Origin of the sequence: Rhodococcus aetherivorans (assembly GCF_011058165.1) — a bacterium.
Lineage (GTDB): Bacteria > Actinomycetota > Actinomycetes > Mycobacteriales > Mycobacteriaceae > Rhodococcus > Rhodococcus aetherivorans.
In genome coordinates this window covers 1-12834 of sequence record NZ_JAALEG010000129.1, presented here as the reverse complement: position 1 = coordinate 12834, position 12834 = coordinate 1, and the positions used below count along the sequence as shown (strand labels likewise).

Annotated in this window: 14 protein-coding genes; 10 read left to right on the top strand and 4 right to left on the bottom strand. The window is 65.4% G+C overall.

The genetic code is table 11. The annotated features are described in order from the left end of the window. Positions 1–231: 231 nt before the first annotated feature. The 8 genes from G6039_RS28385 to G6039_RS28350 all read left to right on the top strand — a co-directional run bounded on the left by G6039_RS28385 (position 232) and on the right by G6039_RS28350 (position 7202). Positions 232–1032: a ParA family protein gene (locus tag G6039_RS28385; RefSeq protein ID WP_029547347.1), complete on the top strand. Its 801-nt coding sequence runs from the start codon at positions 232–234 to the stop codon at positions 1030–1032. Further along, the gene (locus tag G6039_RS28380; protein ID WP_043797407.1) at positions 1029–1370 is read left to right on the top strand and encodes a hypothetical protein; all 342 of its coding nucleotides are present in this window, start codon (positions 1029–1031) and stop codon (positions 1368–1370) included. The genes G6039_RS28385 and G6039_RS28380 overlap by 4 nt, the downstream gene beginning before the upstream one ends. Before the next feature lie 450 nt (positions 1371–1820). Then, positions 1821–2288: a hypothetical protein gene (locus G6039_RS28375; RefSeq protein ID WP_043797404.1), complete on the top strand. Its 468-nt coding sequence runs from the start codon at positions 1821–1823 to the stop codon at positions 2286–2288. 148 nt (positions 2289–2436) lie between these two features. Beyond that, on the top strand, positions 2437–3906 hold the full coding sequence (locus G6039_RS28370; protein ID WP_029547344.1) for a ParB/RepB/Spo0J family partition protein: 1470 nt from the start codon (positions 2437–2439) through the stop codon (positions 3904–3906). A gap of 266 nt (positions 3907–4172) precedes the next feature. After that, positions 4173–4445, top strand: coding sequence for a hypothetical protein (locus G6039_RS28365; protein WP_029547343.1), 273 nt, complete (start codon positions 4173–4175; stop codon positions 4443–4445). Beyond that, positions 4442–4999, top strand: a complete 558-nt coding sequence (locus tag G6039_RS28360; protein ID WP_029547342.1) for a DnaB-like helicase N-terminal domain-containing protein — start codon at positions 4442–4444, stop codon at positions 4997–4999. The genes G6039_RS28365 and G6039_RS28360 overlap by 4 nt, the downstream gene beginning before the upstream one ends. Positions 5000–5064: 65 nt before the next feature. After that, a complete protein-coding gene (locus G6039_RS28355) occupies positions 5065–5289 on the top strand; it encodes a hypothetical protein (RefSeq protein ID WP_003939246.1) in 225 nt (74 codons plus the stop codon). Beyond that, a complete protein-coding gene (locus tag G6039_RS28350) occupies positions 5286–7202 on the top strand; it encodes a Fic/DOC family protein (protein ID WP_043797400.1) in 1917 nt (638 codons plus the stop codon). Before G6039_RS28355 ends, G6039_RS28350 begins: the two co-directional genes overlap by 4 nt. A gap of 147 nt (positions 7203–7349) precedes the next feature. Here the strand turns inward: G6039_RS28350 and G6039_RS28345 are convergent, their stop codons facing one another. The 4 genes from G6039_RS28345 to G6039_RS28330 form a co-directional block, all read right to left on the bottom strand. Then, positions 7350–7538 carry a hypothetical protein gene (locus tag G6039_RS28345; RefSeq protein ID WP_152103856.1) on the bottom strand — a complete coding sequence of 63 codons (189 nt, stop codon included), beginning with the start codon at positions 7536–7538 and terminating at the stop codon, positions 7350–7352. A gap of 220 nt (positions 7539–7758) precedes the next feature. Further along, positions 7759–7926: a hypothetical protein gene (locus G6039_RS28340; RefSeq protein WP_164528165.1), complete on the bottom strand. Its 168-nt coding sequence runs from the start codon at positions 7924–7926 to the stop codon at positions 7759–7761. A 1120-nt stretch (positions 7927–9046) separates the two neighbouring features. Then, positions 9047–9403 carry a hypothetical protein gene (locus G6039_RS28335; RefSeq protein WP_043797396.1) on the bottom strand — a complete coding sequence of 119 codons (357 nt, stop codon included), beginning with the start codon at positions 9401–9403 and terminating at the stop codon, positions 9047–9049. Positions 9404–9481: 78 nt separating this feature from the next. Next, positions 9482–9895 (bottom strand): hypothetical protein, encoded by a 414-nt coding sequence (locus G6039_RS28330; RefSeq protein WP_043797393.1) that lies wholly within the window; start codon positions 9893–9895, stop codon positions 9482–9484. Between the two features lie 170 nt (positions 9896–10065). Between G6039_RS28330 and G6039_RS28325 the strand changes: the two genes are divergently transcribed. After that, positions 10066–11187 carry a tyrosine-type recombinase/integrase gene (locus tag G6039_RS28325; protein ID WP_080688452.1) on the top strand — a complete coding sequence of 374 codons (1122 nt, stop codon included), beginning with the start codon at positions 10066–10068 and terminating at the stop codon, positions 11185–11187. After that, a partial coding sequence (locus G6039_RS28320; protein ID WP_164528164.1) for a tyrosine-type recombinase/integrase occupies positions 11184–12834 on the top strand: 1651 nt, incomplete at its 3' end. The genes G6039_RS28325 and G6039_RS28320, both read left to right, overlap by 4 nt.

The window sequence follows — 12834 nt, the reverse complement described above, 5'->3', positions numbered from 1 at the left end:
CGCAACCAGATTCAACCCACCACCCCCACCCCCAGTGGCAGCGGTGGCCGACGGCCAGGGCATCGAGCCCTGGCCGTCGCCGTTCCATCCACCACTGACATGAAAACCGCACCTGAACAGATGCAACACCACCCAGTCCGCAACAGTCACGAAACCGCCATCCGATAAGAACCAGAAAAGCACGCTTTATGAATCAGAAGTGATGTATTATTGCATCAGGAAAGGGAGGCCATGAGTTCGAAAGTCATTCTGATCGGCAACGAGAAGGGCGGGGTGGGCAAGACCACCACCGTACTCAACGTCGGTGAAGCCCTCGCCCGTGCCGGCGAAAAGGTGCTCCTGGTCGACCTCGATCCCTCCGGCAACCTCACCCACACCCTCACCAAGTTGCAGCCCGACCTCCGCGCCGCAGCGAAAGTGACCGCCGATCACATCGTCGATATAGACCCCGAGACCCGAAAGCCTGCCGCCGAGGCAATCCTCGATGCAGTACGCCCCGGCGTCGATCTCATCGCCGCCCCCACGAACGCGGCCCACCTCATCGGCGCCGAGAAGAACATCACCAACGATCCCATCGAAGGCCCCCACGTCCTGCGGGAATCACTCGAGCCGATCCGTGACCGCTACGACTACATCCTCATCGACTGCTCCCCCACGCGAAATGCCCTCGAGATGTGCGCGCTCGTAGCCGCTGACCAGCTCATCGTCCTCAACGAAGCGCACGACTTCAGCATCGCGGCCATGCAGGGCGTGACCTCGTACGCCCAGAGCATCAAGAAGCGGCACAACAGCACTCTGTGGGTCCGCGGCACCATCCTCAACAAGGTGCAGTCCGGAACAGTCCTCGCTCGCGCCTGGACCACTCAGTTCACCGAGGCCGGCATCCCCGTTCTCGGCAGCGTCCAATCCGCCGAGGCGATCAAGAGGGCCGTCAACGACGGGGTATCCCTCGCGGACACGAAGGACGGTTGGCGTCACGTCTGGGTCTATGACGACCTGGCCGCCACCATTACTCAAAGGAAGAAGTCATGAGCGACATCCGCAGCATGTTCGACGCCGAAGCTCCCGACGAGAAGGTCCCGGCACGGGCCGCAGCACCGAAGAAGATCGTGCAGCAGCCCACCTTGACCCGGCGCACGTTCACCCTCGCCGAATCCGTCATCGACGCTGCGACCAACGCTCAAAAGGGTCTGCGCGGTGTCTACCCCGGCGCGCACGGCAGTCTCAACAGCTTCATCGAGGCCGCCATCGCCGAGTACACCCACAAGCTCGAAGAGGAATACAACGGCGGCGAGCCCTTCCCCGAGGTGGAGAAGGTGCGCCGGCGCAAAGCCCGAGGCAGCAAGAACGACAGCACCGACGAGGACTGACCGCACCACAGTCCAACCGTTGAAGGCCCCGACCTCCTGGTCGGAGCCTTCGGTCTATGCAGGGTCCCGCCTACGGGCACAGAAACTCCCGGCCCGACCCACATCGCTCTACCGATCCCCGGGGGCTCCGCCCCCGGACCCCTGTCCCTCCCTCCCAAGGTTCCCGCTGCTCCGCGTGCACCGCGCCCGGTCGCCACCCACGGCCCTACCGGACCCGCCGACCACCGAGCAAGGGAAAACCCGCCCTTGCCCGGCAGTCACCGCGCCCGGTTCACCAGGGCGCACCGACCGACCGAGGTACCCGCTCCACCACCGCCACCGAACCACCCCGATACACCCGCAAAACCGCAGTTCAGACCCCAAAAACGTGTGACCAGCGCCATCAGAAAAGCACCGATGAAGCACCAAAAAGACATCGAAAAATTATCAAAACAGATGTAAACTTGAGGCATGAACAACCACGGGAACGACCATCGCCCCGCCGGTCTCCTGCTCGATGTCTACCGCGCCCACCACAACGGCGACTGCACCAACGGCGGTATCAGCGCCGCCGCCGACACCCTTCTTCTGGTCGGCGTCCTCGACGAGCGCCGCGCCCGCACGGGCCGCATCGCGCCACTGCCATCCGGCTGCACCCCCCACGGAGCGCGAAGCCACGTCGGCGGCCGCGAGCAGATCAGCCCCACCGTCGCCGTGCAGCTTCGCCGCTACGCCTTCATCGAAGGCAGCCATGCCGCTCTGGTCGGAGTCGAATGGAACGCCGACCATCGTCGGTACGAACTCACCGAGTCGGGGCGAGTGGTGATGTTCGGAGGCAACTACGCCGGAACCTTCGACTCGAGACTGGGTGAGCTGGCGGAACGGTATCTCGGCCACCGATCCATGATCCTGCCCGTCCACGACCGCATAGAAGACTGAACCAGCGGCCCCGCCCCGGCGGGGCCGCTGTCGTTGCATGGAAACCCCAGCTCAGAGCGTAAAAAGTGTGATAGCAGTCACCAGAAAAGCATGAGAGAAGAACCAAACACACATCGAAAAAGCATCAAAACAGATGTAAACTTGAGTCATGAACAACGGAAGCACCGCCGAATTCGCCACCGTCGACCCCGCTGACCTGCTCACCGACTCCAACATCCGCCATGACCTGCGCCTGACCGATGCCTTCCGCGAGTCGATCGCAGAGCAAGGAGTTCTGACCCCCATCACCGTGTGCCGCACCGCCGCCGGACCCCTGCGCGTGCTCACCGGCCACCGCCGCACCGCCGCAGCCCTCGAGGCCGGACTGACTCAGATCCCCGCCCTCATCGTCGGCGACGAAGGCGATGGCACCGCCGCTGCCGTCGAACGGCTCGTCACCCAGTGGAGCGAGAACGAACACCGCGCCGCGATCACCAACGGCGAGCGCCTGGCCCTGTTCGAGACCCTGGCCGACCACGGACTCACCTCCACCAAGATCGCCCGTCGCACCAAGGCGCCCCGCACCGAGGTCGAGGCGGCCCTGACCCTGCGCGACACCGAGCAGCGCGACGCTGTGCAACGAGGCGAGCTGACCATCGAACAAGCCGCCGCCCTCGCCGAGTTCAACGACGATCCCGCCGCCGCCCGCCGCATCGAGTGGGCCATCGGCAGCGGACGACTCGACCACGCACTCGCCGCCGAACGGTTGCGCCGCACCGAACGCAACGCCGCACTGACCCGCGCCGAGGCGTACCTCGCAGAACACTCCATCGCCGCCGTGCCGCTCGGTGCTCTTCACGAGCGAGTGGGGGAGGGGACCAGCCATCTGGTCGAGCGCGTCTCCGACGAAGAAGGCAACACGCCCGCCATCGAAGAAGTCGCCGCCCTCGGACACCTCGGGCTGTACGTCTACAGCTGCACCACCTATTTCGACCGCGAGAGCGGCGACGAGATCGACGCGGATTACATCATGGACGAGCTGCCCGACGGCGATGCCCGCGAAGACTGGATGATTCCCCGCGAGAACGTCGTCGAAGACCACGAGACCACGCTGTACTGGCACGTCGTCAATATCGAAGACACCCCCTGGCGCACCTGGTGGGGACACCGCCGCCCCGCCGAGTCCGAACAGGAACAGAGTGCCGAGGACCGCGCAGCTCAGCGGCGCGAAGTGATCGAGAACAACCGCGAATGGCGAGCCGCCACCGAGGTCCGCCGCAAGTGGATTGCCCAGCAGGCCACCCGCAAGACCGCCCCCAAGGGCACCGCCTCATTCGTGGCAACAGTGCTGATGAAGTGGCCCCAGATCCCCGCCGCCTATCACGCCCGCACCCTGGCCGAACAGATGCTCTCCACGTCCGACACTCTCGGGAAGCTCGCCAGCGCCACCGACCCCCGCGCTCTGGTCCTGCTGCGCGCCCACATCCTCATCGCCCTCGAGTCCCAGGTCGGCGTCGAGCACTGGCGCAAGCCCACCGACCTGTCGCAGTTCTACCTGCGCGCCGTCGAAGCCCAGGGCTACACCCTCGCCGACATCGAGCGCCGCGCCGCCGGACTCGACCCCCTCGACGAGCAGTAACGCCCCCTTCCGGTGGGCGGTCGTATCGGCCGCCCACCGGGCCGGACCACTCGCCGGGTGCCGGCCCCCGGCACGCATGGCCGTCGACCGGGGCATCGAACCCCGGTCGACGGCTCCGGCACGGCCCTCACCTACTCATCACAAAAGAATCAAAAAACAACCATACAATCATGTAAAACTCATCGAAAAGGCTTCATAAAGCATGTCAACTAAGCGACAATGGACGAGTACCTGGGGAAACCCCGTCAAGCCGAAGGAGCGCCGCAATGATCGTCTGGACCGTCACGCTGACCGCGCCCACCTTCGCGCGCTCCGATTCTGGCTGCACCTTCACCCACGCGGCCGCCGCCTCCGACGCCGCCGAAGCAGCGCGCACGCTCGCGCTCGCCTACGGTGCGCCCGCCGGTAGCGCAGTCACCATCACCATCGACGGAAGCGTCATCGCTCGCGCCGTCATCGGCCCCTCGGCCATCGGCCACCCCGACCCGACTCCCGTGCTCGACATCGCCGACGCCCTCGACGAACGGATCAGCGCATGACCGTCACCGACCAGACCGATCTCGACCGCTACCTCAGCGCCGACGAGTGCGCGACCCCAGACGCCGACACTGAAACCCTGCTGCTGTGCGCGCTGCTGTTCTCCACCCGCGCCGCGGCCGCCGACATCGTGGACCTGCTCACCACCGACGACTTCCACCAGCCACTCCACGCCGAACTGTTCGACGCCATCGCCGCACTGATGAGCACCGGCCAACCCCACGACCCCGCAATGGTCCTGGCCCACCTTGAGCGCCACGGCCAGCTCGCCGGACACCACGGCCGCCGACTCGCCTACGCCCTGACCACCGCCACCACCGCCGGCGCCGACCCCACCGCCGCGCCCTACTACGCCCATGCCGTCATCAGCGCCGCCTACCGCCGCAGCTTCCGCACCGCCGGAGCCGCCATCACCGAAGCCGCCGAAACCCTGCCCGAGCACGACCTGTTCGACCACATGGTCGCCATCGGTCGCACTCAACGCACCGCCACCCGCCGGCTCGAGCACGTTCGCGCCCGTATCGGCGCTACGCCTACCGTCGGAAACATCAAGTAGACATTGCGATGGGGGAGGGGAGCCTGCCTCCGCTCTGACAGTCCGACGCTCGCGAGGGGGAAACCATGACCGACAAGGAAAGCCACGATCAGACACTCCGAGAGATATTCGCCCCACACGGCGAAGAAGCTCTCAAGAACCACATTGCCCAGAACATCCGCGCTGCCAACGCAATGGCAGGCAAGTTCGACATCGAAGACCCCCGCACAATCATCGACAGGCTCGAGGCCGGTGAAACGCTCGACGATCTGATCAACGAGCTCCTCCCGCACAGCGAGGACGCGGAGTGACCGCATCGGCCGCCGAATCCGAGGGCTACATCCCCGGAACCGACGTCCGAATCAACCTTCTCGGCATCACCGATGCACGCCTACTCGAACGCATCGAGGACCGAGCCTTCGCGGTTGGGATGTACGAGTTCGCGCAGGTCCCATCGCCCGAGAAGTTCACCGGCGATTTCCTGCGAGAGATCCACCGGCGCGGTTTGTATCGCGTGTACTCATGGGCCGGCCAGTACAAGACCGTGGCCACCACGCAGGGGAACCTTCCGATCACGCACTCGAGCCCGGAGGACACCGCCACCGACGTCGAGGAACTGTTCGCCGACCTCGCCGACGAGAACAACCTGACCGGACTCGATCACCGCACCTTCGTCAGCCGCCTCGCCGACTACTGGGCACGCATGACGGAAATCCATCCCTTCCCCGACGGAAATTCTCGAAGCCAATTCGAGCTGTTCCGGCGCGCCGCCATCAAGGCCGGATGGGTGATCGACACCGATCGCGTCGATCTCGCTGCATTGTCCGCAGCCCGCTACGTCACCGCGGAGAGCGGAGACCCCAGACTGCTCGCCGATGTCCTCGCGCCCGCCGTCGTGCTGGCCACCGGCTACGCACCCATCGAGCCTGCGCCCGGCCGACCCGTTTTTTCCCTGGTCAGCCACCTGGCGATGATGCGCGACTACGACCGCGACCGCAGTGGCACCTACACCGCCACTGAGACATTTCGCGAGGTAACCCGAGAGCGATCCTTGAGCGGAGCCGAACTCGACAACGCTCACGCCCTGGTCCGCATCGGCCTGAACCTGGCCGAACGCACCGACTACGGCCCCGAACACGATGCCGCCGTACGCCGGATCCTCGAGGGCACCTCCACCCTCGCCGCCGAACGCGCCGCCGCAGCACTACCCGAGCCGAACCACCGCTACAAGGACCTGTTCGACCCCGCAGCAGGCAAAAACACCATGCGCTACGACACCGGAGCCCCGGTCAACGCCTACGACGAGCGCGACCCCGCCCGGCTGCGCCGCCTCATCACCTGGGAGTTGGCACTACGAACCGCCGACTACCTCGCCCACCGCGAAATCACCGGTGACGGCAGCGAACTACACGCAAGTGTCATCCACCGTGAGCTGCACACCGACTTCATGCCGATCATCAGCGACACTCCCGCCTACACCAGCCCGGTGATCGCCGCCCCGGACGAGGACACCCTCACCGACCCCCACCAGCTCGGACGCCACATTGCCGCCATCCAGGAGGAAACCGAAGGCGTCCAGTCGGTCGCCGTCGTACTCATGACCGACCAGCTCGTCCACGACCGCCCCGACCGCACGATCGACTGGCGCACCATCGACCCCGAAGCGCTCCGTGCCGCCACCCACGCAGCGAACTACCACGATGATCCCCCCGACGGCATCGAACCGGACCCGGCCCTCGAGGACGCTATGCGAGTTGCCGGCCGGGAAGCCTTCGCCGCCGAACTCGCCCGTGCCATCACCACCGAGCTTCCCGCCGTCGTCCCGGACCTCGGTACGGTCGACGCCGCGCAACGGTACGAGAGGCACTGGGATGTGCTGGTCCACCGCAGCTACGCTCTGCTGGAGAATTCCCCGGAACGCAACGGGACCTACGAGCCGCTGACCACCGTAATCCAGGCGGGCGAGGAACCTCGTCACGCCACGTCGACCAGGACCGACGATGCCCCAGAGGCAGCGAAACCGAATCCCGCCGACGGCGAGCCGCACCGGAATCTCACGCATGCCGACGAGATAGGGGAGGAGCAGGGCCCGCTCTCGACAGCGAAGGCCCTCCACCGGCCACCGCAGGTCCACCACACCCCGCCACAACCGAACAGCCGACCTCCGGTCATACATGAACACCAACCACCCACACCCGATCTGCACCTCGGGCCGCAGCTATAAGGCCGACGAGGCGTGAAGGTGTCGGGCAGCCGAGAGGGGATACGTCAGCCGCGCGCAGTGGCCCTCTGCGAATTTGCTCCACAGACCGCTCAGCGAATACCGCAGCAGACAGAAATGAAGAAAAAACCGAATCCGTAAGAGATCCAGCTACCGTCGCCGGTCTTCCAGTGTGGACAGCAACACGAACTTCGTGCCCATCAGAGCGAACGCCGCATCGCTGTCCCCGGCGACGAGAAGTTCCCGCTCACGGGCGTGCAGCGCCGCAATCGCGGTCTCGAGATCCTCGTCGGTCATCGCATCGGCGGCATCGCCGAGAGCTCGCGTCCCCTCTTCCACGCGCCGAGAGTAGCCACTGTGTCGTCCGCTGCACGTACAACCCAGCAGCGGAAAAGGCGATGGTCCCCGGCGGGGGCGCCGGGGACCATCCTTCGAACCGTCAGGGAATCACTCACCTGTCGGGGAACTCGGGTGATTGCAGCGGTCACCGTAACGGAAGGATGTGGCGGCACCAAACAGGTGAAGCGAGAGCGACTGTCCCGAGGATGAGCTTTCGGAGTCAGTCCTCGACGGGTACGAGATCGGTCAGACGTGCCGGCCACGGATACGTGAGCGGGCTGTCGGCGTTGACCTCGATCATCGCCATGCCGGTGTCCTCATCGACGTCCTTGACAGTAAACACGAACGTGCCGCGTGCGCTGACCTTCACCTGATCGCCAGGCTTCATGGTGGTGCTGTCTCCGATCGACACGACAGAAGAGGGGCGTGTCGTTTTCCCAGTTCACACCACAAATTCAGCGAAGCTAATTTTCTGGATCCCGGCGGGTCGCCCCGTCTGCGATCCGGCCGGCTCGCTCACCTTCCGAGTAGGGCCTTGGGTGCTCCTGTGTCTGTCTCGGTGGCCATTGCACCCCGGTGAACGGCGGTCCCGTATGGCGCGGAATGGCGATCTCCGCCTCGCAGACGAGACACAGATAGGTGCGGTGTCCGGTGGCCCCGGAGGGGCGCAGGGCCGTTGTGCAGGTGCACGGTGTCCAGCCCACGACCACCCGGTGCGGTCCCAGCCGGTGCCCCGTTCGGGCAGAACTTCGGCGGGCGCTCGTAGGGCACCACACCACACATTTTCGCACATGTGTTCCCCTGAGCTGGCGCTTCGAGTGTCCATGACGAAGTGAGCGAGGTGTTTGTCGTCAGCGCTGGGAAGAGTACGCAGTGTTATCAAAGCGCTTTCGACGATGAATCATGCGTTGCACATTGATCGGCTGCCAGTGCGGAAGCCGATCAATGTGCAACGGAGTCACCGGGCCACTCCAGAGCCCCTATATCGATCGGTACGATCAGTCGTTGTGACTTCGGACCTGCTCGCGGAGGCCGGGCTGAGCGAGTGTGCCCGATCGGAATCGGACTGCATGCCTGGATTCGGCCTGTTTCTTGGCGGACTTGCAATTGCCGGAATCGGTGTGGTGCTGTGGATCACGCTTGCGACCACAGCGACGCACGGGATCCTATCGGCAAGGTCAGGGACAGTCGGCCGCACATTATGGGTGGTGGCCGTGTGGGGCATCCCCCTTGTCGGGGCCATGGCGTGGTTTGCGTTCAGACGTCGTCCACGGTCGGCAGCGGCGTAATGGTTCGTCGATCGACAATCCACCTCGCGAAGTGGTCTCTCTGGGTGAGATCCCCGCATTGACAGGGTGGTGTCGACGATCGGTGAGACGATCGGTGAATTGTGCAGCAACGACCCACCTTGCGAGCTGAACCGCTGATCGCTCCGTCCGATCAACCGTCAATGGGCGAGCAAGATGCGTTGTGAAGCAGTATGTTCGCGAACTGCAGGGACGAAGCCTCTACGGAACGGGACGCTCGCCTCTTTCGATCCGTTGTTTCCGCAGGAGGTACTCGTCCTCCGAGATTTCCGCCAGACCGGGCACGACAGGGCCGGCCCATCCACCCTCGATGGCGCGGGGGCAGAAGCCGACGGCAAAACTGGCAGGCTCATCCTCGAGACCGACCCAATCCACCAGGATGTGTTGGATCGCCGGACTGGTGATCCGGCCTGGGTGACCGTGGAACAGCATCGGAGGTTGTGCCTGGGGGTCGAGGATGTCACGGTCGGTGTCGGCGCCCCGAAAGGCCACAGGCACACCCTGGCGCACTCGCGTCGTTGCCATGGCCTTGTCCCATCCCTGCACATCGTGGGTCATCGAGCGCTCCTTCCTGCAGCGACGAGCAAGAAGGCGTCGAAGCTTCGTCCACCGGGACAACGGTCAATGCCGACGGCCTCAGGCATCCGGATCGTCCTTGGCCGCCACCGCTTCTTCGAGCTCTCTCACGCGGCTTTTCAGGCGATCGAGTGTCGACCGTATGTGGACGATGAGTTCGACGTTGCTCTCCTGCATGGGGGGAACACCCATGAGGTCGTACAGCTCGCGCCACAACCGCCGAAAGGATGCGCGCTCACCAGCCAGTTTCGCCTCGACCATCAGCAACTGCACCTCGGCAGGGACCTGCCGTTTGACCTCGGGCCCGTGCGGTGGGGGTTCCTGACCCCGCCACGGCGACCATTTCGACCGCAGATCGATCTCCCTCGTCCTGGCGAGACGTTCCAGCAGTTCGCGGCACGCCGTGGGTGAGGCAAAGACGGTCTCGAGGCAGCGGTGGTAGTCCGGGGGCTGCATCTGCTTGTGTTCCGGCATCGGTCATCGCTCCCGCGTACTCCACCCGAAGGCGAAGAGACGAATTCTACAGGGAATTTGACCGGGCGGCACCGATCTTACGGACGGATCGGACCATGATGGAATCCCTCTTGTCGGTGCCGCCGGTTACCCTCCGCACAAGCAATCCACGGCGGACAGTGGGGTCCGACATGTTGGTTCAGCGGGTGCTTCAGCCGGCCGGTGGGGACGAATCGTGGACGGTGCTCGACGACGACTTCGCCGTGATCGAGCCGATCGAGATGTTCCTGGCGCACCTGACCGTCATCGAACGATCTCCTGCCACGGTTCGCTCGTATGCGTTCGACCTGCGCGACTACTTCCAGTTCCTGCAGGTCCACCAGACCGGCTGGGCCACTGTCACCCTGGCGGATCTGGGCAGATTCGCGGGATGGCTGCGTCTGGCTCCTGATGCCCGAGCGGGCACGGTCACGGCCCTGCCGACGGTCAGGGCACACTGCAGTGCCACCACAATCAACCGCAAGCTCTCGGCGATCGGCTCGTTCTACCGATTCCACGCTCGCCACGGCGTGTCGTGCGCTGATCTGCTGACCACTATCGAACCCCACGAGAGCAGGTCGAGTTCGTGGCGACCGTTCCTGGCGCATCTCGGCAACCGCGACAGACGCAAGACCCTCAAGCTGACCCCGCAGCGCCGACTGCCCCGCGCCCTCACCGACGAGCAGGTCACCGCCATCCTCGCCTCTTGCGACCGCCTGCGGGATCGATTCCTGATCGCCCTGCTGGCCGGAACAGGTATGCGCGTCGGTGAAGCCCTCGGACTGCGCCACGAGGACATCGACCCCGCCGGCCGCCTGGTCCGGGTCCGTGCCCGCCGCAACAGCAACCATGCCCGGGTCAAGAGCGGCCCACGCGAGATCCCCGTCGCACCCGCACTGATCCGCCTCTACACCGACTATCTCGTCACCGAATACGGTGACCTCGACTGCGACTACGTGTTCGTCAACCTCTGGGCCGGCAACCACGGGGAGCCGTGGCGTTACTGGAATGTCACCGACCTGATCGCCCGGCTGCGCCGGCGCAGTGGGATCGAGTTCACTGCCCACATGTTCCGGCACACCTACGCCACCGAACTCCTGCGGCGCGACGTTCCTGCGGAGGTCGTGCAGAAGCTCCTCGGGCACGCCTCGATCACCACCACCGTCGGCACCTACGCGCACCTGGACATCAGTCACGTTCGAGACGTGCTCGAACGGTCCGGCTGGTTGACCCGGGCCGTCGGTGCCCTCACCCCGACGGAAGGCGAACGATGACGGTGAACCAGATCCGGTTGGTCCCGGCAGCAGAACGTAAACAGGCCCTCTTGTTCGCGCAGGTCGCACCGTTACTCCGGGCAGCGGGCCTCGAACTGCACCCAGCCGATCCGGTCGGTGGCGGCACCGAGTGCGTGATCGAGGGCTGCCGGCGACCACAGTGGTGTCCGACCCCGGGGCTGTGCTCGACCCACTGGGAACGATGGAGATCACACGGCAGACCACCGCTGGAAGGCTGGGACGCCGGCCGGGCCGTCACCGGTGCGCAGCAACTGCGATTGTCCGCACTGCCGATCCCCCTGCGCTGGGAGATCGCCTACGGAATTCAGCGGGCCCGGGAGGTCGACGATCCGCCGCGGTTACGCTTCGGCTCGCTACGCAAAACGATCGCGATGCTGGCCGACCTCCCGATCTCCTCGCTGCTCGAACCCGACGAATCGGACTGGCCACAGTCACCGCAGCGCCGACACCGTCGCGCTGCGCCTCACCCGGGACCGTCGAGGCTCCAACTGGGGTTTCTCACCTTCATCATCGACGAACTCGACCGCCTCGCCGGTCGCGGCGGTGTCGACGACGAGTACGCCCGCGACACCTGGCGGCTGCGCCGGATCGGCGTCACCGGACCGGCGAAGGGATGGCTCTTCGACTTCACCGGCATCGACCAGCGTTGGCTTCGCGAGGCTGTCAAACGATTCCTCCGCTGGCGCAACGACACCGGACACAGTCCCAGTGGCATGCACCGCGACCTCAGGACCTTGACCCGCCTCGCCCGGGCCTTCACCGACACCGCCGGCGCCGACGCCACACCCGAGCAGTTCACCCGCCCGGTGCTCGACCGGTTCTTGACCGTGCTCGCCGAGGACGGCCTCACCCCGAGCGGCCGCAACATGGCCTTGAGCTCGGTCTCGCGTTTTCTGGCCATCGCCCGACAACACGACTGGCTCGACGGTGTTCCCGCCCGCACCGCCCTCTACCGCGAAGACTTCCCCGCCCGCACCCCGCTACCGCCCCGGGCGCTGTCGGAGTTCGTGATGACCCAACTCGAAGACCGGGCCAACCTCGACAAGCTCACCGATCCCCGCTGGCGCCTGCTCTTCCCGCTACTGATGCAGACCGGACTGCGCGTCAACGATGCCCTGCATCTGCCGCAGGACTGTCTCGTCCGCGATCACCAGGCGGCTCCGTATCTGCGCTACTACAACCACAAGATGAATCGCGAAGCACTGGTACCGGTCTCGGATGAGCTGGCCGCCGCCATCGACGTTCAGGTCGCACACGTCCGCGACCACTACTCGACACGCGCGGTCCTGTTCCCCGGCACAAGAAACAACCCCGACGGCACACATGTCATCAGCGGACCGGTCGTCTCCACGACGCTGCAACAGTGGGTCGCCGACTGCGGCATCCGCGACGAACGCGGCGCACCCGTCCACGTGACCGCGCACCAGTTCCGGCACACCCTCGGCACCCGGTTGATCAACAACGACGTTCCCCAGGAAGTGGTCCGCAAGATCCTCGACCATTATGCGGGTGATCCTGTCAAGGTTTCGTGTCAGGAGGCAGACTGGTCGAGTCGGGTGAGCAGTCCGTCGAAGATCTTCTGCCGGCCGAGTTGGCCCTTGTCGGCGGCGTCGTCGCGCTGCGCCT

Bases quoted from the DNA above. Each gene is read 5' to 3' on its own strand.
- G6039_RS28325 (WP_080688452.1), top strand. From the start codon at position 10,066: ATGTTGGTTCAGCGGGTGCTTCAGCCGGCCGGTGGGGACGAATCGTGG.
- G6039_RS28365 (WP_029547343.1), top strand. From the start codon at position 4,173: ATGATCGTCTGGACCGTCACGCTGACCGCGCCCACCTTCGCGCGCTCC.
- G6039_RS28360 (WP_029547342.1), top strand. From the start codon at position 4,442: ATGACCGTCACCGACCAGACCGATCTCGACCGCTACCTCAGCGCCGAC.
- G6039_RS28370 (WP_029547344.1), top strand. From the start codon at position 2,437: ATGAACAACGGAAGCACCGCCGAATTCGCCACCGTCGACCCCGCTGAC.
- G6039_RS28380 (WP_043797407.1), top strand. From the start codon at position 1,029: ATGAGCGACATCCGCAGCATGTTCGACGCCGAAGCTCCCGACGAGAAG.
- G6039_RS28335 (WP_043797396.1), bottom strand. From the start codon at position 9,403: ATGACCCACGATGTGCAGGGATGGGACAAGGCCATGGCAACGACGCGA.
- G6039_RS28340 (WP_164528165.1), bottom strand. From the start codon at position 7,926: ATGAAGCCTGGCGATCAGGTGAAGGTCAGCGCACGCGGCACGTTCGTG.
- G6039_RS28385 (WP_029547347.1), top strand. From the start codon at position 232: ATGAGTTCGAAAGTCATTCTGATCGGCAACGAGAAGGGCGGGGTGGGC.
- G6039_RS28330 (WP_043797393.1), bottom strand. From the start codon at position 9,895: ATGCCGGAACACAAGCAGATGCAGCCCCCGGACTACCACCGCTGCCTC.
- G6039_RS28355 (WP_003939246.1), top strand. From the start codon at position 5,065: ATGACCGACAAGGAAAGCCACGATCAGACACTCCGAGAGATATTCGCC.
- G6039_RS28375 (WP_043797404.1), top strand. From the start codon at position 1,821: ATGAACAACCACGGGAACGACCATCGCCCCGCCGGTCTCCTGCTCGAT.